12 protein-coding genes and 1 pseudogene are annotated in these 19458 nt (G+C 49.3%); 9 read left to right on the top strand and 4 right to left on the bottom strand.

Going from position 1 to position 19458, the window contains the following annotated elements; all coding sequences use genetic code 11:
* The first annotated feature begins 31 nt into the window (after nucleotides 1-31).
* The 7 genes from LOY35_RS16715 (at nucleotide 32) to LOY35_RS16685 (ending at nucleotide 15478) form a co-directional block, all read left to right on the top strand.
* Entirely contained in the window at nucleotides 32-4375 is a 4344-nt protein-coding gene (locus LOY35_RS16715) for an NACHT domain-containing NTPase (protein ID WP_258624932.1), read from the top strand.
* A gap of 477 nt (nucleotides 4376-4852) precedes the next feature.
* Nucleotides 4853-5665: a DUF1837 domain-containing protein gene (locus LOY35_RS16710; protein ID WP_258624931.1), complete on the top strand. Its 813-nt coding sequence runs from the start codon at nucleotides 4853-4855 to the stop codon at nucleotides 5663-5665.
* The gene (locus LOY35_RS16705) at nucleotides 5631-8765 is read left to right on the top strand and encodes a DEAD/DEAH box helicase (RefSeq protein WP_258624930.1); all 3135 of its coding nucleotides are present in this window, start codon (nucleotides 5631-5633) and stop codon (nucleotides 8763-8765) included. The genes LOY35_RS16710 and LOY35_RS16705 overlap by 35 nt, the downstream gene beginning before the upstream one ends.
* A gap of 708 nt (nucleotides 8766-9473) precedes the next feature.
* Nucleotides 9474-11183, top strand: a complete 1710-nt coding sequence (locus LOY35_RS16700) for an ATP-binding protein (RefSeq protein ID WP_258624928.1) — start codon at nucleotides 9474-9476, stop codon at nucleotides 11181-11183.
* Nucleotides 11184-11185: 2 nt separating this feature from the next.
* Complete coding sequence (locus LOY35_RS16695; RefSeq protein ID WP_258624925.1) at nucleotides 11186-12028, top strand: hypothetical protein; 843 nt, start codon at nucleotides 11186-11188, stop codon at nucleotides 12026-12028.
* A gap of 1361 nt (nucleotides 12029-13389) precedes the next feature.
* On the top strand, nucleotides 13390-13857 hold the full coding sequence (locus tag LOY35_RS16690; RefSeq protein WP_258624924.1) for a hypothetical protein: 468 nt from the start codon (nucleotides 13390-13392) through the stop codon (nucleotides 13855-13857).
* Nucleotides 13858-13882: 25 nt separating this feature from the next.
* Nucleotides 13883-15478: an amidohydrolase family protein gene (locus LOY35_RS16685; RefSeq protein WP_258624922.1), complete on the top strand. Its 1596-nt coding sequence runs from the start codon at nucleotides 13883-13885 to the stop codon at nucleotides 15476-15478.
* A gap of 509 nt (nucleotides 15479-15987) precedes the next feature.
* Here the strand turns inward: LOY35_RS16685 and LOY35_RS16680 are convergent.
* The 3 genes from LOY35_RS16680 to LOY35_RS16670 form a co-directional block, all read right to left on the bottom strand.
* Complete coding sequence (locus tag LOY35_RS16680; RefSeq protein WP_258624920.1) at nucleotides 15988-16353, bottom strand: hypothetical protein; 366 nt, start codon at nucleotides 16351-16353, stop codon at nucleotides 15988-15990.
* A gap of 133 nt (nucleotides 16354-16486) precedes the next feature.
* The gene (locus LOY35_RS16675) at nucleotides 16487-16966 is read right to left on the bottom strand and encodes a hypothetical protein (protein WP_258624918.1); all 480 of its coding nucleotides are present in this window, start codon (nucleotides 16964-16966) and stop codon (nucleotides 16487-16489) included.
* Between the two features lie 2 nt (nucleotides 16967-16968).
* Entirely contained in the window at nucleotides 16969-17343 is a 375-nt protein-coding gene (locus tag LOY35_RS16670; protein ID WP_258624917.1) for a hypothetical protein, read from the bottom strand.
* Nucleotides 17344-17686: 343 nt separating this feature from the next.
* Between LOY35_RS16670 and LOY35_RS16665 the strand changes: the two genes are divergently transcribed.
* Nucleotides 17687-18007 carry a helix-turn-helix domain-containing protein gene (locus LOY35_RS16665; protein ID WP_258624916.1) on the top strand — a complete coding sequence of 107 codons (321 nt, stop codon included), beginning with the start codon at nucleotides 17687-17689 and terminating at the stop codon, nucleotides 18005-18007.
* Between the two features lie 457 nt (nucleotides 18008-18464).
* On the opposite strand, the gene LOY35_RS16660 is transcribed toward LOY35_RS16665, so the two are convergent.
* On the bottom strand, nucleotides 18465-18914 hold the full coding sequence (locus tag LOY35_RS16660; protein WP_258624915.1) for an antitoxin Xre/MbcA/ParS toxin-binding domain-containing protein: 450 nt from the start codon (nucleotides 18912-18914) through the stop codon (nucleotides 18465-18467).
* A gap of 286 nt (nucleotides 18915-19200) precedes the next feature.
* Between LOY35_RS16660 and LOY35_RS28625 the strand changes: the two are divergent.
* A pseudogene (locus LOY35_RS28625) lies at nucleotides 19201-19344 on the top strand (hypothetical protein); the annotation flags it as partial.
* Nucleotides 19345-19458: the final 114 nt, after the last annotated feature.

Raw genomic sequence — 19458 nt, 5'->3', positions numbered from 1 at the left:
TGCGTAAAACTGATATGGATATAGGTCGCTGATGCAATCACTACAAAAAACCAACCAACGTATTCAGCGTACCTTCCGCAATTTATCTCAGGAAGAGATCGCGGACATTGACCAGGCATCACTGCTGTCGCGATTGGGTTGGGCAAAAGATGTTGGCTGGGAAGCGCTGCTTGAGTCGCAGCGTATTCTGATCGTTTCGGAAGCCGGCGCCGGAAAAACTTATGAGTGTCAAACACAGCAGCAAGCATTGTGGGACCAAGGCGAGCCTGCGTTTTTTCTGGAGCTATCGCAGCTCGCAACAACCAACCTACTGGACCTATTGTCACGAGAAGAAGAGGAGCGGTTTGAGGCTTGGCTGGCTTCTCAATCCGAAATCGCCACGTTTTTTCTAGACTCGGTTGATGAGTTAAAGCTGACCCTCGGTTCTTTTGAGGGGGCTCTGAAGCGTTTGGGTAAGGCCATTGGCAGTCAGCTCGGAAGGGTGCGCATCGTAATAACAACCCGTCCAATCGCTGTAGATCAGACACTGATCCAGCGCCATTTACCAGTGCCGGTTCAGATTGAACTGGCACCAAGCAGGGATGATTTTGCAGACATCGCGACAGGGCGTGTGCGGCGTGATTCCGCGAAGAAGGAGGACGTACCTCCGGTATGGCGTAACGTCGCGTTAATGCCGTTGTCCGACCGGCAGATTAGAGACATGGCGGTCATTGAGGGTGTCGACGATGCTGATGCCTTACTTGCGGATATACGGAAGCGGAACGCTGAAGATTTTGCGCGGCGACCGCAAGACCTTGTCGAGCTTTGCTCTGATTGGCGCGAGCACCGCCGCATTCGCACCCATCGAGAGCAGGTGGAGCACAATATCCGCGTCAAGCTCAAGCCGCGTTCTGATCGTGGTGAGCCCGCACAACTCTCACCCGACAAAGCATTAGAGGGCGCAAGCCGGCTTGCGCTCGCTGCGCTGCTCACCCGGAAGTTGACTATACGCCTCAGTGTGGAAGCAGATCGTGGCGGTGAGCCTGGTGGAGCGCTAGATCCCGAAGTGCTGCTACATGATTGGACACCGCAGGAACGAGAGACATTGCTGGAGCGTGCTTTGTTCGGATTTGCGAGTTACGGGCGAGTCCGATTCCATCACCGCTCGGTACTTGAATTTCTTGCGGCACAGTATCTTGACCATCGATTGAGCCAGGGCATGCCGATCAAGGCGGTGAAGCGACTGCTCTTCGCTGAGACTCAACAAAACGATAAGGTCATTCGGCCGACTATGCGCCCGGTCGCCGCATGGCTAGCTGCATCACAGCCTACTATTTTTTCCGAAGTTCGTGATCGCGAGCCCAACGTCCTACTGGACCACGCTGACCCAGAATCGCTCACGCTTTCTCAGCGCCAGGACGCATTGCGAGCCTATGTGAGGCATTACGGATCTGGAGGATGGCGTGGGCTGCAAGCTCCGCAGGTACAGATCCATCGTTTTGCTACACCTGACTTGGAGGAACAAGTTTTACAGCTGTGGGGGGAGGGCATTGAGAATCAGGAAGTCCGTGAGCTATTGCTCGATCTAATTGGCGCAGGGCCAATGCCAGCGTGTGCAGATATTGCTTATTCAGTCGCACTCGATGAATCAGCTAGGGAGGGGGAGCGTCTAGATTCGATTACGGCACTTGCTCGTCTTGGCGACTCTCGGGTCGAGTTACTCACACAGTCGATGGTGGAGGCGCAAGCCCCCTGGCCTGATTCCGTGGTTCGTGGAGCGGTCGTTCGATTGCTCCCTCTGTTTTTTACGCCTGATCGACTCTGTGGAATCTTGAGGGGCCTTTCAGAGTCATCAAGTACGGATTTTGAGCAAGAGTGGTCGCTACCGTACAGCATTGCAGAACTTGAGTTCCCTCCAGGTTTTTTGGAGACGTTGCGCGAAGGTTTGACCGACCTGGTCACAGAGGAGTTGGCTTGGGTGAGTGAGTGGCCGCATCTCGTCAGTAAGCGTTCACATTTGATATCGATGCTTGCTGCGGTTTGCTTAAAGCTTATTCGCGGGGACGATTTTCGGTTAGAAGTTCTCCGCTCTTCGACGATTGCGTTGCGTCTCCAGCCTAATGATCATAGCCACGACGAGCCAATGGAGAGCCTACGAAAAGCGCTTGCGGAATTGGGCGCAATGCAGCGCGAGGCGATTTTCTGGGCTGACGATAAGTTCAATGAAAGCTTGCACCCGAGAGCGGACTCCTGGGAGCGTTTTTTTCATGCTTCATTCAACGGTCCCCTCCATTTAAATTACGAACAAGATGCAGCTTGGGTTCGCCGCGTTTTGGCTGACTGTAATCGCCCGTTGCCTGAGCGCGCAATGATGCTCCATGCCTCAATGCGTGGCATGTGGGATGGTGCCGGCGATTCTCGAAATCATATCGAAGGACTGAAGCAGTATGTTGCCGATGAGCCTGTGCTGATCGCCATGATCGACCTGTTTCTCGCTCCGGCGGAGATCGATCCGAAGATGGTCGCGATAGAGGCACGCAGAGATCTGCAACGCAAAGCCGCGGAAGAGCGTCAAGCAGCGCAGCATGCAGCTTGGGTGGCATTCTGGTGTGAGGTTGCCGAACGTCCTGAGGACGCCTTCAAACCCGAACGCGAAGGCAATACTGCTTGGAATTTGTGGCAGGCAATGCAACGTTCCGGAAACAAAAGCCGTGCCTCCGGTTGGGATCGTCGTTTTATCGAGGACCACTTTGGTAAAGAGACCGCCGAACGACTGCGTGACAGCATGCGCTCTATGTGGCGCGGGGATCATCCGACACTTCGTTACGAGAGACCTGCGGACAAGAAAGGTACATTTCTTATTAAATGGCAGCTCGGATTGGCTGCGATAGCCGCCGAAGCTGAAGACCCTGATTGGGTGCGAAAACTTTCCGTCGATGAGGCTAAATTAGCCACACGCTACGCGCGAATTGAGTGCAGCGGTTTTCCAGCATGGTTTGAGTCCCTCGCGCGGGAGTTTCCCGCTGCGGTCGAAGAGACACTTGGTCCCGACTTGTCTGCTGAACTCAATGAAGTCGCTAAGACGAATTCGTTCGTCATGCTACTTCAGGACGTGGGCTATGCTTCGGATGTTGTCGCGCAATTGTTCGTGCCTCGTTTGATCACTTGGCTTGATGCTTATGTCGACAATCCTTGTCATACCGAAGACGTGGAAGCCGCGCTAGGTCGACTTGAGCGAGTATTAAAAATTCTCCTCCTGCACGGCGGAGAAGCAGTGCATAACAGGATTCGCACATTGGCTGTGAATCAACTGACCGTTTCCGACAACGGGCCATTTACCCAGGTTTGGCTCACTACATTGATGCGTCTTGATCCCGTGGCTGGGGTGGAAGCGTTGGAGCTATTGCTGGCTCCGCTTGAGCCCATGCCAACTGGTTTCGCTATCAACGCTTTCAGTACCTTGTTTGGAGACCGCTTCTCTACCCTGCGGGTCGATTTACGGACATCTGGCTTCACCCCCCAGTTGCTCCTCAGGCTCCTCCGACTTGCATATCAGTATGTTCGTCCTTGCGACGACATTACTCATGTGGGGACCTATTCACCTGGTCCTAGAGACGAGGCGCAAAACGCACGAAATGCGCTCCTCACTGCAATTCTCGATATTCAAGGTGATGAGGCATGGAGGGTCAAACTGGAGATGCTTGAAGATCCATTATTTGCCCATTTTCGTGATCGTCTCGCGCTCCTTGCTCGCGAAAAATCGGCTGAAGAAGTTGATGGTGCGGTGCTCAACGAGTCAGAGGTGGCGATTCTCAATAGATACGGTGAGGCACCACCGACCACCAGCGACGACATGTTCGCCGTACTTGTCGACCGGTTCGAGGATCTCGATGATTTGATGCTTCAGGATGTCACGCCACGCGATGCTTGGGTTTTGATCCGTGAGGAAAAAGTGATGCGCCGTGAGATTGCTAGGGTGTTACGGGGCGCATCCAATCATGTCTACACGGTCGACCAAGAAGCGGTCACTGCTGACGAAAAGGAAACGGACATCCGCATGCGAGCGCAGTCGGGGCAGCAAGCCACGGTTGAACTCAAGCTTGGCGAAAATTGGTCAGGTCGTGTACTGCGTGACACGATAAAAAACCAACTCGTTAATCGATACATGGCGGCTGAGAGCTGCCGTTCCGGCTGTCTTCTCGTGACTGTCGCGAGCGAACGCAGATGGGAGCATCCGGAAACTGGCGAATTAATTGGCGTTAAGGGGCTGCGAGAACTGCTTGAATCCGAAGCTTCTAGAGTTGTCAGCGAAATGGGCAACAGTCTCCGGTTACTGATTAAGGTGCTTGATCTTCGACCGCGTCTCCCTGCCGGCTCAGGAGGGATAGTTTCTTAATGTATTAGTGACGATGCCTCCAACCGTTTACGTTTGGTCTTTGAGACTTCCTACACTCATGTAGCGATGTTTCGAGGGGGCTTTTTTAACGGCCCTGTGTCCTCCGCGGTGGCAGTTGCATGAGCCCAACGCCACGGTCGGACGAGATCACAAGGAGTTTGATGCCGGCTGTCAGCCCCATTGGGACAATGCTCTCCATTAGCTGTGAGATTCGCTAACCTGCCTAACAGCTAGAGGATCTCGCCCTCTTCGTCCCTCCAAATCTTGGTCGTCGTCTGCCGATCTCAGACTGACCAGCATAACCCAACGACCTACTTCGAACCGTCCTATTCGGTGAGTCGAAGCGTGGATCAGCTCCTAGCAATGAAAGACCTCCTGAGGCATGATTGGGAGGGCTCATATGCTTACCGCTGCCTCGCAGGGGGCGTCTTAGGGACAGCAATTCGCCAATCTGTCTGTATGCACATAGGATGTGAAATGACGTTAGAGGCCACCCATCTTGCCTGGCTCAAACAAGTCGGTACATTAACATCTGCGTGTGGCAAACCGATCCCGACTTTCAAGCTTGAACATGATGCCTTGAACCACGAAATCATGTCGGCATGGGCGAAGCATTTCAGGAACCATTACTGTCAGGACGACGAGCTTCAGTTCCTGAAAAATCCTTTAAAAACAAATTCTGAATACTTGCTCACCGAAAAGTTTCCTCATGTTTCGATTGCTCCTGGGCCGAGCATAAGGGCAGGTGATTTCGCGGAGATTTTGGTAGCAGACTATCTACAGTTTATACGGAACTATCAGATCCCTAGAACTCGGTATGATCGTAAGGGGATTGCAAGCGAATCAACCAAAGGCTCTGACGTTATTGCTTTCAAAAAAATACCAGATGTTATTAGCGATAATGACGAAATGCTGATCTTTGAAGTAAAAGCTAAAGCAAGTGAGTCGGCGAAGGCTAATGTCCTCCAAGATGCAATCGATCATTCTGTGAAAGATGAGATTCGAATTGCAGAGTCGTTAAATGCCATGAGGCAAAAACTGTACGACAGAAAGGACTGGGATGGACTACAAATCGTAGATAGATTCCAAAGAGAACCGGATCACCCGTGCAAGCGGCGGTATGGCGCCGCGGCAGTCTATACAGAATCCTCAATGCACGAAACAGTGGTGACCAATTCAGCCACCAGTAACCATCCAAACGCAGATAAACTGGAGCTTCTCATTATAAGTGGCACCCAGCTGATGACGCTAATACATGAGCTTTATCGGAGAGCAGCAGATGAGGCTTGAGGTCAAAGCACGAGTTATCCTTGACGTCACCCGCGCCAAAGCGAAGCAGTACGAGTTTGGTATCGAGGAACAGTTTCATATTGACCTTCCTCAGGATCCGAAACGACTTTTAGTATTTACTGTGGGCATTCTTGGTGAGTTAGCAGCTTCGGAGTCTAGGGAGCATGACGACCGGCACGACTACAGAGATATTCTAAAAGAGCAGTTGGTATTAGCTGGTCAATTTTTTGAGTCTATGAGCACCGCGAGATTGACACCTGAGACAGACGAGTATTTAAGGATTCTAAGCTCCGCGTCATATTACCTCGCTGACATGCCTGGAAGTTCATTAGTGTTGGCTCGTTCCATTTCTGATTCGCCGTGCCATTTAACAGATAGCAAATTAGAACGGTTTCTAGTATGGATTTTAAGATCGGATTTAAGCAAAAATTTCACCCTGAGTCCAACCGGTCGATATAACGATCAGATACAAAGCACCGCGTTAGCCTACCGAGCGTTTATAAACATGGAGGCCGACGCGTGGGATGTGGAAGAGGAACTGTTCGGTTTTCGAAACTTGATCTACTCCAATGGTACAGATCGCGAGATATTAATTGCTGATACCATTATGGCATTGGTTAAGCGGAAGATGCATAACTCTTCACTCGTTTGCCTTCCGAAATATACTGGTCTCAGCTTGGATCAATGGAAACCTGCTCTTTCCAACGACCGCTTTATGAAAGAGTTTTGGCCTGGTCAGAGACTCGTAGGCGAGCTAGGCGTTTTGAAAGGTGTGTCCGCTGTGATGCAGATGCCTACCAGTGCCGGGAAAACAAAATCAGCTGAGCTTATTATTCGAAGTGCATTTCTTTCCGGGAGGGCAAAGCTTGCGGTTGTAGTAGCACCATTTAGAGCGTTATGCCGAGAAATCACCTATGGCTTTTTACAGTCCTTCGAACACGATTCAGTCAACGTTAACGAGCTTCGAGACATCACGAACGTTGATGAAGATGAACAGGAGTTTCTGAAGTTTCTGTTAGGAGAAGCCTACAAGGGGAAATACGACCATACCATAATCGTCTCTACACCTGAGAAGCTGGTTTATTTGCTCCGTCATGAACCAGCATTGGCAGAAAAAATCAACTTGCTAATTTTCGATGAGGGGCATCAATTTGATAGTGGGAAACGTGGAGTAACCTACGAGCTTCTTATCGCATCGCTTAAAGATTCAGTTCCGAAGGATGCCCAGAAAGTTTTGATTTCTGCTGTGATGTCTAACGCAAAAACCATTGGCGAGTGGCTCAATGGCGAATCAGGCGAACACATCCAAGGTAGTAATTGGTTGCATTCTATTAAAAGCGTCGCATTCCTCAGTTGGGTTACCGGGATGGGGCAGTTGAGCTATCTAGGGAGAGATAATAAGTTTGACAGCGGATTGTATGTCCCGCAGATAATTCAGCAGGTAAACCTTGGCCGCAGAGAGGGAGAAAACGGTGATGTAATATTCCCCGTCAAAGATAAAACACATACGATCTCCTGCTACTTAGGCCTTAAACTCTGCCGACAAGGTCCTGTCGCTATATTTTGCGGTGATAAGAGGTCAATAACTACCCTCTGCACAACAATTGTGGACGTTTATGAACGTGGACTGTCGACTCCAAAACCGAGCGATATGTCGGATCGTCGCGAACTGTCGAAAATCACTTTTTTATCCAATCTACACTTCTCGGAAAATCATATTTTTTCTAAAGCTATCCCGCTAGGCGTATTACCTCATAGCTCAGCAGTCCCAAACGGCCTACGAATTTCAGTCGAATGGGCAATGGACAGAAAGGCAGCGCATTTAGTGGTCTGCACGTCTACTCTGGCGCAAGGGGTGAACCTTCCAATTAAGTATTTGCTTGTATCAAGCACCATGCAAGCAGGGCGCAGGATTTCTACGAGAGAATTTCAAAATCTGATCGGGAGAGCCGGGCGGTCTGGTTATCACACAGAAGGAAGTATAATTTTCACCGACCCTAAGATTTATGATAAGCGCCATTCGTGGCAGGGTCGGCCTAGGTGGATTAGAACTCTGAAATTATTGGATTTCAATAATTCGGAAGCCTGCATAAGTAGCCTGAGTGAAATTATAGCTCCGTTTAGATTTGAGCACGCAACTGATGACCTCTTGAATTTCATTCAACGACCTGCTGCTCGCCGATCTCAATGGGTACAATGGGGGGCAAATAACAATATTGATGTTACCGATCTTCTGGCGGAAATGGACTATAAGGAGCAAACGCTTAATGCGATTGAGAGCTACTTTCTCTCATTGTTAAAAGATAACAGCTCGTTACTCCAGCTCGAAGCTTTTTTAAGCTTGGCTGAAGATACTCTAGCTTATTATTTGGCGGAAGGTAGCGAAAGGGCACGGTTATTGGAGATTTTTTCAATTATTCATATGCGACTTCAATCTCTACCGCCAGAAAAGTTCTCGTATTATGGAAGAACCCTACTCGGCCTGGATCAGCTAGTTTTTATCGAGCAGTGGATTGATGATAACCTATGGGAACTGGAGTTTTGTGATTCACCACTAGAGTTACTTGATGTTTGCTGGCCGTTAATAGACAAGTTTTCCAACGCAAAGATAGTTTGCAATATCCGCCCCAATGACAAGAGTGGAGAAATCGCAAAATTGTGGTGCAAGGGGGAAAGCTATCATGCCATTTTTACGTATGCAAAAAATAATGGGACTAAAGTCCAGGCTAAATCAAGACTTTATCGGATTACTCAAGAGCATATTGTGGACTTCTGCTCAGCACTTTCTTATGATGGAATGCTAATAATAGGTAGCCTCGCAGATATAATAGAGGGCAGATCTCTCAATAATGCGGTCTTAGCCAATGCACGAACGCTTCAAAATCAGCTCAAGCTTGGTCTTTCAGATGAGTTCCACATCTGGTTGTACGGCCAAGGCTATGCGGATAGGGAGGTATCCAAGTTCGTTGCAAATAGCCTGCAAAAAATTATGACTGGAACAAATATCATCGATTACAAAATCCTCAAGAGTAACCCAGAAACTCTTGCTCAAGCTTTATCACAATTGCCAACAGTATTCTCAGAGATCAAAGTTAGCTAACCAGTTCGGATTCCGGGTCGTCAGTGACTGAATAGTCCCTCGGTCAATGACACCTTCGAGTTACAGCATTCTCGCTGAATGCAGTCCTTTGCGAGCGTCAGCTATGGGGCGATCTCGGTGTCACGAGGGGCGTAATCGACCCAGGCTGTGTGAAAACGTCATCGACGAATTGAACAGAGCGTTTCTATGTGAAATCCGTAAATGTTTGGCTGATTGGCAGAGCTGGATTTTGCGTACAGGCGTAATTTTCGCCCTGTTTCTGGAAGCCCTAAAGGCACTGCTGCGTATTCACACGGCCCGGACCCATAGCTTGCGGTGAGCAATGGAAGAGTTCGACCCACAGCGGCCTTTGGATTTTCATAAAATTGCCGAGGTTCATAAACGAAATGCAGTGGAACGCTTGCATAGCGGGCCCGACTTTCTCGGATTCGCAGCCCCTGTGTCCTTCCCAGAAATCAGCGATCTCTAGATATAAAGTAGTCGGCCTCTGTAAACGGGTGTCAACATCGGCGATGCTAGCTATGATCAGCGGGAATTCGAACAACATGCACACTAGCGCCAATAGATATCATTCTGATAGCATCTGGGAATAGGGTATTGTGTGCATTACAATTACTTAATAATCGCATTTAAGACCCGTTTTAGCTAAAAGCTACTAACTGTTTAAGGTAGCGAATCGCTCAAGGTTTATTTTCAAGGATTAAATGAATGTGGAAAGTTTTTTATCACCACGAAGCAACGCTGCTCGATGACTCAAAAAAAGTCTTAATATACTCGACTGGATCGGGGTGGAACGATTTCGGCTATACGTTGCGTGTGAATATCAGAATCCTAATTAACGGAGTTCATACAGATTTTCCTGCAAGGCTATTACCATTCGTGGAGGATACCCCTCAACCCTCAGTAATCGAGTGGATAAAATATCTTAGGGACGCAAACGCTGATAAAACGAAATGGAAAGAACAAAACAAAATATTTCCCAGTTATGTCTTGGTATTGGCAATTCAAAAGAGCTATAACGATCTTGCCTCAAAAATGACAAGAGAGGATTTTGAAAGCCTCCTCATAGCTATCCAAGAAATCAATGCTATAGCACGTGCTGGTATTATCAGCGCTAGCACATATGAGAAAATTCTTGAAACGCCGCACTTTTGCGTAGCGGTGCTTAGAGACTTAGGACCATACAAAGCTTTTCGTTTTGGTTATAAATCAGCATTTCGTAGACAGCCACAAGAAGAAGCAAAAATTCCATTCAGCTTCTCAACGAAGCTCCAAGGCTTTCAAAACAAGCATACTATAGGATTTCCATATCACGAGATAGATTCTATACCAGATAGAATACACTGTCTCATTGGTGTGAATGGGGTCGGAAAAACCAGATACCTAAATAATCTCGTTCTAGGCATAATGGCGAAGTTGAACTCAACATTGCCTGGCGATCAACAGTCCGAGTTTTACGACTCTAATAATAACTCTGTAAGCGCATTAAAAATCGGGATGGAAGAATCCGAATGGTTTGAACTTCCCACATATAGCAGAGTAATCGCTTACTCTTCTGATCATGGGAATATTTTGCCGCGCAGAACAAATCTTACAGGGCCTCTTGATTATCAATATTTCGATATTGGTTTGGATAGCTCAGAAAGTCTCCCAAGATTACTGGTCGACATAATACGAGACGATGCCGACCTGATTGGCGCTGAAAGTCGATTTGCGTTATTAAATAAAATCCTGCAAAAAGTAATACCTTCGGCTCAGCTACTTGTTCCTATTCTTCAGGGGGCTACCAATTCGTCATATATAATTGATGAAGGAGGTAATCAGTGGGTGGGAATAAATAAGATCCAAGGAGGAGAAATGAGGACCTTGGAAATACTGGGCCAAATTGATTTTTCTCGTGATCTTGCATTTCGAGTCGATAATAATCTGGCCACTCCTCTGAGTAGTGGCCAGAAAATGTATTTCCGATTTGCAACACATTTTTTAACATCTGCCAGCCAAGGCACAATTGTCTTAATTGACGAGCCAGAAACGCACCTTCATCCGAATCTTGTAACCGAATTTATGAATTTGTTATACATGGTTCTCGAAGCAACTTCGTCTGTTGCTTTAATTGCTACTCACTCTGCATATGTCGTCCGTGAGGTGCCATCACACTGTGTGCACGTGATAAAGGCTGATAGTTCAAAAAATGTAAGCGTTGAGGGTGTATATATGAATACTCTGGGCGCTAGCGTTACCGCGCTATCAAACTCGGTTTTCGGAGACAGCCTAGTCACGTCGTTTCACAATAAGATAGCCTCCGAAATTGCAGCTTCGACTCTAACCCTAAACGAGATTGTAGATAAGTACAGTGACTTTTTAAGTATGGATATGCTCGTAAAAATACGAGAAATCATGAAATCTCAAGGAGAATGAGATTGAGATCTCTCTCCTATAAACGAATTTTTGACAGATCAATACTGGAAAGAGTATTTGCTCACTACACCAGTTTGTCCGGTGTCAGAACACAAATAAAAAAAGCCTATCGTGAGTATGTATTAAAAAAAGGGTCACCGTCTATAGTGCCCATCAGCCTCAACGCAGCACAGCGAGCAGATTTTGAAAATGCATACTCCAATAAACCAATCGGAGCAGGCTTGAGTTGGATTTCAGGATTGTACATCAACGGGCTAAATAGCTGCCCATTTTGCGGAGGTGATGGCGCTCGTACTATCGAGCACTATTTGCCACAGACTTCTTATCCTGAATTTTCGGTTTACAGCCTGAACTTATTGCCATCTTGTGGTAGTTGTAATAGCAAGCGAAATTCGTTGAATGCTTACGGGGCGACAACAAGCCCTCTTCATCCTTATTTTGATAAGGAAATATTAAACAAACTGGATGCCTATACCGCTGTCAGTCTCGACTGTGGCGTTCCTGGTTTTCATCTTACATATGATCGCTCACCCTTTAGTGAACTTGAGCAACTGCGTATTGATTACCATATTGAAATATCTTTAGATGAAATATCCTATATCAATAGGACATTAGATTCATTGGAGACGTTGAGAATTTCAGCGGAGAAATATAGTTCGCCTGCAATCTTCCGCGCCGAGGTAATCGATGATGAGATTTACATCAGTGAAAGAAAAAAAGATTACAACTCTTGGCATCATGCGCTGTGCAAAGGTCTCGCGGCCCTCTCAGATAGTGAGTTGCAATTGATTTTTGGAGGCTCCTTTGGTGTCCGGGGAAGTCGTCCGTCTGTCGGGGTTCTCTGAGCGGTTTGGCATCGTAGATAAAGGCGCATTTTTCAGACGATTGAGTCCGCGTTCAATAGTGGGTGAAAGATTGCGCTGGAGTGAGAAGATTGCGACGCACTGCGTCGATTGCTAGCAATACTCTCAATGGCGCTGTTTTTTGGACTTTGTTGGCCGATTCCTGCTTTTCATGACTGACCCAAATCGACACAGGCTGTGTGAAAACGTCATCGGCGAATTCGACAGAGCGTTTCTATGTGAAATCCGTAAATGTTTGGCTGATTGGCAGAGCTAGGTTTTGCGTACAGGCGTGATTTTCGCGCTGATTCTGGAAGCCCTAAAGGCACTGCTACGTTTTCAAACAGCCTGGGCCAAAAGCGGTCACTTACCATCGACTAAGCCGGGGTCGACTCAATGTGTGTTTGGAGAGAAATTCGTGACGCACCTTACGATCTGTGAGGTGGAAATGAAGCCTCAAGCGTTTGAGGAATTGCGTCGAGCGGTGCGCGAGTCTGATCAGGCAATCCGAAACAAGGTTGGCGCGATGTGGAAGTGGGACCTTTGTCTCATGGACCATGCACAAAATCGCGCCGCTTTATGTATTGGGTGGCTAGATTTTGCGTAGTTTGTGAAGCACCGCCAAGACTTCCTCGACGCAAGTCATAACCGATTCATGGGAGCTTTCGCCTCGGGAACCTCTCGATCAACTGACTACAAAATCCTTCATGATGGGACGATCGTCGAATTCGACCCAAATAAACTAGCTCCTCATGAACGAATAGTTTTTGAGCGCTCATCGGAGATACATTTCGACGTCATTAGCCGGGCTAGCCCAGAGCAAAGCGAGTCCTTGCCCATGGTCTGACGAACTAGGAACTAACCGCACGCTCGCGAGCATTTTGAAGAGTGGCGACCATAAAACTGCGGAGAGCCGCGCATTAAAGGAATGACAGCTGTTGTACTCCGCGGAGCGCAAGGCAAAAAAGTCCCATCCAGCATCTAATCCTAGTTAACCGGCCATAGCGTCAAGGCGGTAAACGGTGCCCGGGCAATTACTCGCCGCTCGGCGGCCGCTATCGGGCAGAAGCGCGGTCATTCGGCCGGGCTATCACCGCCCCGACGCGGGCATTAAAGGGGGCGGACGATGAATACCTAGGTTCCTAGTGTGGCCCGCAAGTCCGTAACGCGAGTAACAAATCTTTTTTCCATCACCATCCTCCCAAATCGACTACATTGAATACAGCTTCGTCGGCGTAAAAAAACTATACGTCGCGAAAATCCCTAGGTCAGTGGCGTCATTTTCGAGTGACAAATTCGTTATCGTTTATTCACTCAGTAGTTCGATTGCGACAGGCATTTTCGATATACCAAGAGGATGAGTTATGCGAAAAGCGTTTCGGATGAAATACGAGCCGTGTCTAGGCACTTGCTATGTCAAGCCAGATGTAGTCGATTTGTCATTCCTTGCGGATGACCTGGTAGCGCTCAGGGAGATCACTAAAAAGATGATCAAGGCTCACGAACCACTTTGCGGCAACGAAGGCATTGCGTATGGCATCGACTTCGACGAGGAGAACAACCTATTCATCGCTTTTTTCCTGCACTTCGGCAAGATCGAACTCTTCAGCGAAAACAAGTTGCTTGGTGTTCTGCATCGGTTGTGCGATGGCGCGATCGCGCACTTCGAATCAGCAACTGGTAAAGAGGAGTTGAAAGCCCACCCTGGATCCGGTCACGACGTTTGCGAACACGGCAAGGATGATGACTTGCTGCACTTCATGATCAAGCACTCGGGAATCAAAACGCCTGACGGCGTGGATGCCTTCATCGAGAAAATGAAGAAGGCATAGCAGCACTAAACAGGAGAGATAGAACATGGCTTGGTTTCGCAGCGAGACTGCCGCTCCTTTGGCCCATATACAAGCACTTGAGACGGGAATATCAAGGCTGGTTCTTCGGGGGCGGGTGGTCACACTCGATGCCGCGGCGTCGGTCCTCACTGATGGTTTGGTTGCGATAGAACAAAACCAAATTGTTCATATAGGCCCTATTGGTCAACAGCTACCTCCGGCCTTCGCGTCTGTTCCAATCACAGAAACGGGGGGGACAATCTACCCAGGCTTAGTCGAACTGCATAACCATCCTAGTTACAACGCCATCCCGCTCTGGGATGTACCCGAATGTTTCGAGAATCGCAGTAAATGGCGTAGTAACTTGAATTATAAACGAAAAGTGAAATCGCCTGCCGCCTTGTTAACACACGACCCCGCTTCTCAGACCGCGCTGGCAGTGATCCGTTTCGTCGAGTGTCGAGCCCTTCTGGGTGGAGTGACCTCGACTCAAGGTCTGAGTATCAAATACATGGATCCTACGATTAAGGACGCCTATCGGGGGCTCGTGCGAAATCTGGAGTTTCCGGATGACACTAGTTGGCCCGCCGCCGTCGACCAGATCGACGATTTTACGAGCATTAAGGAGGCGAATAAAGTTTACGGGCCGATTATCAATGACAGTGCGCGGCCATTCATCATGCATGTGTCCGAGGGAACGGACGACGACGCCCGCAGGGTTTTCGAGTTCCTTAAGCGCGAGGACGGCATGCGATTGATCGGCAAAAATTTTGTCGCAGTGCATGGGACTGCGCTCAATGCAGTACAGATCCAGGCGCTTGCGACAGGCGCGGGACTCGTATGGTCGCCGCTCAGCAACTACTTGCTATATGGCGAAACGACGGACGTCACCGCTTTGCGCGCCGCAGGCGTGCCGATCGCGCTCGGTTCAGACTGGGGGCCCAGCGGCACCAAAAACCTGCTTGGAGAACTGAAAATCGCCAAGGCAGTCAGCAATCATCTAAACGGGCTTTTCAGTGATCTGGAGCTTGTTCAGATGGTGACAAGCACCCCAACAAAAATGATTGGTTGGGATCCGTACCTAGGCTCGGTCGAGGTTGGAAAGGTCGCGGACCTGTTGGTATTAGATGGCGCGTCCGGCGACCCGTACGCGAACCTAATTGAAGCGACTGAAGACAAGGTGTGCGCGGTTATCATCGACGGCCGCCCCCGCGCCGGTCGGGCGACAATTCTCGTCCCTACGAAAGCCGGTGTCGAACTTATACGCGTTGCGGGTCAAGACATGGTCCTGGACATTGCTGAGAGCCCCACACATACCCTCGCCAAGATGTCGCTGGCGACGTCAATTGCGATACTGTCATATGCGCTGGAGCACTTACCCGAGCTTGCAGGAAAGTTCGCCGCGCAGCATGAGCTTCTTGGAAGCACGGACCGAATTTCCCTGCATCTCGACTTAGACGAAGAATATGCTATGAGGCTTGTTACGGGGGCCGAACCGATTTACCCCGGCGATGTAGACCCGATGAAGCTGGAGCCTCTAACATCGGTAGACGACAAGACGCTCAGAGATCGTCTTCGAGCTAATCGAAATCTTCCAGCGTGGCTGCGCGCTGCGATTTAAAGTCATATTGCTGCACTTGGCGCGAGTATCTAAGATGTAGTTCGAATGACAGGATGTGTCCCTAGAGGACCCGTCCGCCGCATTTTTTACCTAATGGCATGACCGAGCCAATTGCTATTGGGTTACAACCCCGCATCTACGCCCAGAGCTGGGCTGTCTGTGCTGATATAGGGTTCGCTCTTTTGAGACTTTCACTTCTGGCCAGTTATCGACGACCGGATTCGACCATCGCTATGCATGGATACACTTTCGGTCTGTTCCGCCATTTCCAAGGTGTCATTGATCTTTATCCCTAGGTTATCGACCGGTGTGAATTGCCCTGGCGTTTGTAGATACTCAATGACCGCTACTTGCCGGGTCAGCCGATGGTGATCGGTCGCTTTGGGTTGAATACGGTCATTGGGAAACCAATTACAAGGATAGGGATTCAAACCGCTTTGGTTGAACCCAGCAGGGTAGTACGTGTAGGTCTAAGACACAATCAGCGGCACAAATCACTTAGACCGCCGCTAGTCGTAACTATCGTGTGGGTCATGGGAGTCAGTCGTGTTCGAGCTACCCGATGACGATTGTTCGCTTTTACATTTGAATGGTCGGCTCCTGCCAAATTGCGCCGCAATTTTTTGAGCTGCCTCTCGAAATTTCTCATCGACGAGAATTCTTTCCTCTGGGCTCAGCGCTTCGTACGCAGCCTGCGATGCTGATCTCTGCACCGCTAAGCGCTCACTCCTCAATGCTTTGATTTTCATCAGACGCTCGAAGCCGTGTTGATCTTCTTCAGGGGTATCGGAATCGGCAGTGATTTTTTCCATTGCGTCACCGCCCGTTTCGTTGGGATCGTACCAAGCACCGACCAGCCCTGGGTACATTCGCATGAACGATCATCTCCCTTCTATCGGAGGAAGGGGGCAGGGAGAAAGGGCCCTTTCTGACGGCTTAGATAAATAGGTCATAATGCTACCGCGGTCGAGGCATTAGAGCATCAGCGCTGCCCTGCGAAGAAGATTTTCAGTAAAGTTCACAGTCCACAAAAAAGCCGACGTCTTCCAAAATGTCGTTCAGCGCGCCAACTATTCTGGGCTCTGCGTATAGCTCCAATCGTGTATAGGAAAGCGCGACTGCAAGCCTCGCCTGTTCCTCGTCGAGCGAGGAGGGATCGAAGGCCCAAACTTGGAAATTCATGACGCTTTTGTCGTTGTGAGGGTAATCGTCCACCAGCTCAATTTGCGGCCTCAGTACCTCCCAATCACCTAAGAAAATCCCATAAGTTTTTTGGGGCGCGTCAGCCAGCATTGTTCGCTTATCTAAAAACGTATCCCCAACAGCCAAAAATTTTTCATCCGAAAAATTTCGTACGCTGAAATCCATAAGCCGAGGGGACGATACATAGCTACGAACGGTTTCGACGTCGATTGGTTTTTTGTCGGTTACTAGATGTTTGCGCAATGCTTCTAGCAAACCCGGTTGATTCGCCATAGCGAATTTCATGGTCAATCCTCGTAATGCAAATCGCAGCGTGGATGGTGGTAGTGCATACGTCTATTCCCAACACGCGAGCCACAGATAGCGCAAATGTTGACCGACATCACTTCCGCCAAATTGAAGACGCCGCACACATAATCATCGCCACCGCGATAGTAAATTCTCAAGCCACCGAATTTTTCTTTCACTTCTAAGACGGTGACCGGTTCGCAATCTGGGGCAATGTCACACCGAGCGGAAACCAGCGAAAGAGCATTCTTCAGAAGGTCATACCAACCGTCTAAGCATTCAAACCCCCAAAAAAACCTTCCGTTAACGAATGTTGCGTCTGGGAACAGGTTTAGATTTGGTTTGCAAAGCATCTCTTCGTGTTCAGGGCTCATGGGGAATTCCTCATGCATGAATGGGGATTACCACTGCTCACGTTCCTTGTCAGCGAGGGCTTTCGTTCCGATGAAGAAATCCTCATCGATCGCCACAGGCCGGCGCCCAGATTATTGTGAACGCCTTGCTCGAATGCATGCTTTCCTACCTCACGATGAAACCTGGCTTGTGACATTTCTATAAAGCTCTCTGCGTAAAATCTTGCTGACAGTCGTTCCGCAGCCGGATGGTCGCGATAGTTTTTGTATTATTATATCTAGTGATTTTAATAAGCCCCTACTATTGTAGGGCGCTAAAAAGCTGACTTTATGGCTTTATCATTCCCTTTGCAAGGGGTGATCAATGGAGCTGAATGATGCTTTCGCGGCGGCATTAAAGGGTATGCGGACGCTCCGCCACATGCCGCAGCAAAGGTTCTTCGGAAGAACGAGCCGTGCTTACATGACGCATTTGGAGCAAGGGCGCAGATGCCCGGGGTTGGCGAAAATCGAAGATTTAGCCGTCGTTTTGGATGTGCACCCTGCGAGCTTGGTCGTTGAGTGCTATCTGCATAAAAATCCAGAGATGGACCTCGTCAGCCTTCTGGAAAAAATAAAGCAGGACCTGACGTACGAATATTCCGAGCCGGTTCCGGGCGCGGTTACCGAGCAAGAGCCTGAGTAAGCTGTCCGTTCTGCTTGCAGGTGCTGTTATGCAGCTGGAATGTAAAAGTGTGGAATGAGCCTATGAGAGGCATTGCTAGGTAACGGGCATTGAAACCGTTGTTAGCCCTGTTTCCGAACTATCAAAACTGGAGCATTGAGCGGCTGTATTTTCTTGCAGGGTCGGGTGTCAGGACGATGTCGACGCTTCTATTGAGGCCGCGCAGACCGCCAAGTCGAAATGCTGGTTCGAGCGCTCGCGGATAAAGTCTTCCCCGATGTCGAATCGAGAACACTTCGGGGTATCGAAGGGCTAATTGAGGGATCTAATGCGAGCTGTTGATGACAGTCATATGATGCGCCAAACCTTACGAGCAGTTTCATTATCGAAGAACTACATGGCGCCCGATGATCGGGGTAATTTAGAGCCTCGCACGGTCTTTATTTGCCATACGAGCACAGGGGGGCGTGCGAACCTCTTATAGGTACACGCCATTCTCAACTTTCCATATCAGCGACTCGACGGTACTCATTCCTACGAATGTAGAAAGCAGGCTTGCCGGCGTTGCGCTGCCCAACGCGATGTTCGGCTTGGTCAGCCAATTGAGCGTCGCTTCGCTATTGCCCTCGAATAGCCCCAGGGCGTCTTGTATGACTAGCGCCTGGCGAAAAGCGTAATCGCTCTCGCTCATGGTCAGCTGCTTCGCCTCCCTCCATCGGCGTTGAGTCGCGAGAGAAGCGCCGAGCAAGGAGAAAAGCCTTTTGGGTGACAGGCCCACAAGCAGCGCCAAATCGTAATAGAAGCTCACATCAAGCCGGCCCCGAATGAGGTCTGCGCACGCATGCGGATCTTGCCGTAAGGCAAGGGCATCAGAAAAGCATTTAGATAGGGGGCGACAAGACGAGGGGTGTCCGGTGGCTTTGTGCACGGTTCGTTTCCCTCAATATTTTTTGAAAGGCTCGGCAGCCCCGCGCCTGCAACGCGACATGACCCCAAGGAAAAAGGGTTGAAGCATTCGGGATCCAATATATAGTGGGTGCGCTGTAGGAATAAAACAGCATTTTCCCTAGGAACCTAGCACCATGAACCGCCCTGAACCTATCATGATAATCAGCAAGGAGGACGCTTCCAGCGTCGCTCAGGCTGACTCCTGGGGCGAGAAAGAGGTATCTCGCGAAATCGCGCTTCTCGAAGCGAGTGTTCACCAGGACAACATTACCCGTACGGTCGAAGCACTTGAGGCCTTAGATCGAGCAGAAACCACTGGAGAGCTGGCACGAAACATACTTCCCGTAAACATAGAGGACGAACTCAAACAGAGCTACCTCGATTACGCGATGTCCGTAATCGTAGGGCGAGTCTATTCACCGCACGAAGCTGTAGGGTATATCCGCGGTCTTTCTCAGCGCGAGATGAGACTGCATTCGCGTCGAAGCCATCTATTCGCACTTTGTAATGGGCTTACGGCTGCC

It is taken from the genome of Pseudomonas sp. B21-028 (assembly GCF_024749045.1).
Taxonomy (GTDB): Bacteria; Pseudomonadota; Gammaproteobacteria; order Pseudomonadales; family Pseudomonadaceae; genus Aquipseudomonas.
The sequence above is the reverse complement of the archived record's forward strand: the minus strand, read 5'-3'. Positions and strand labels throughout refer to the sequence as shown.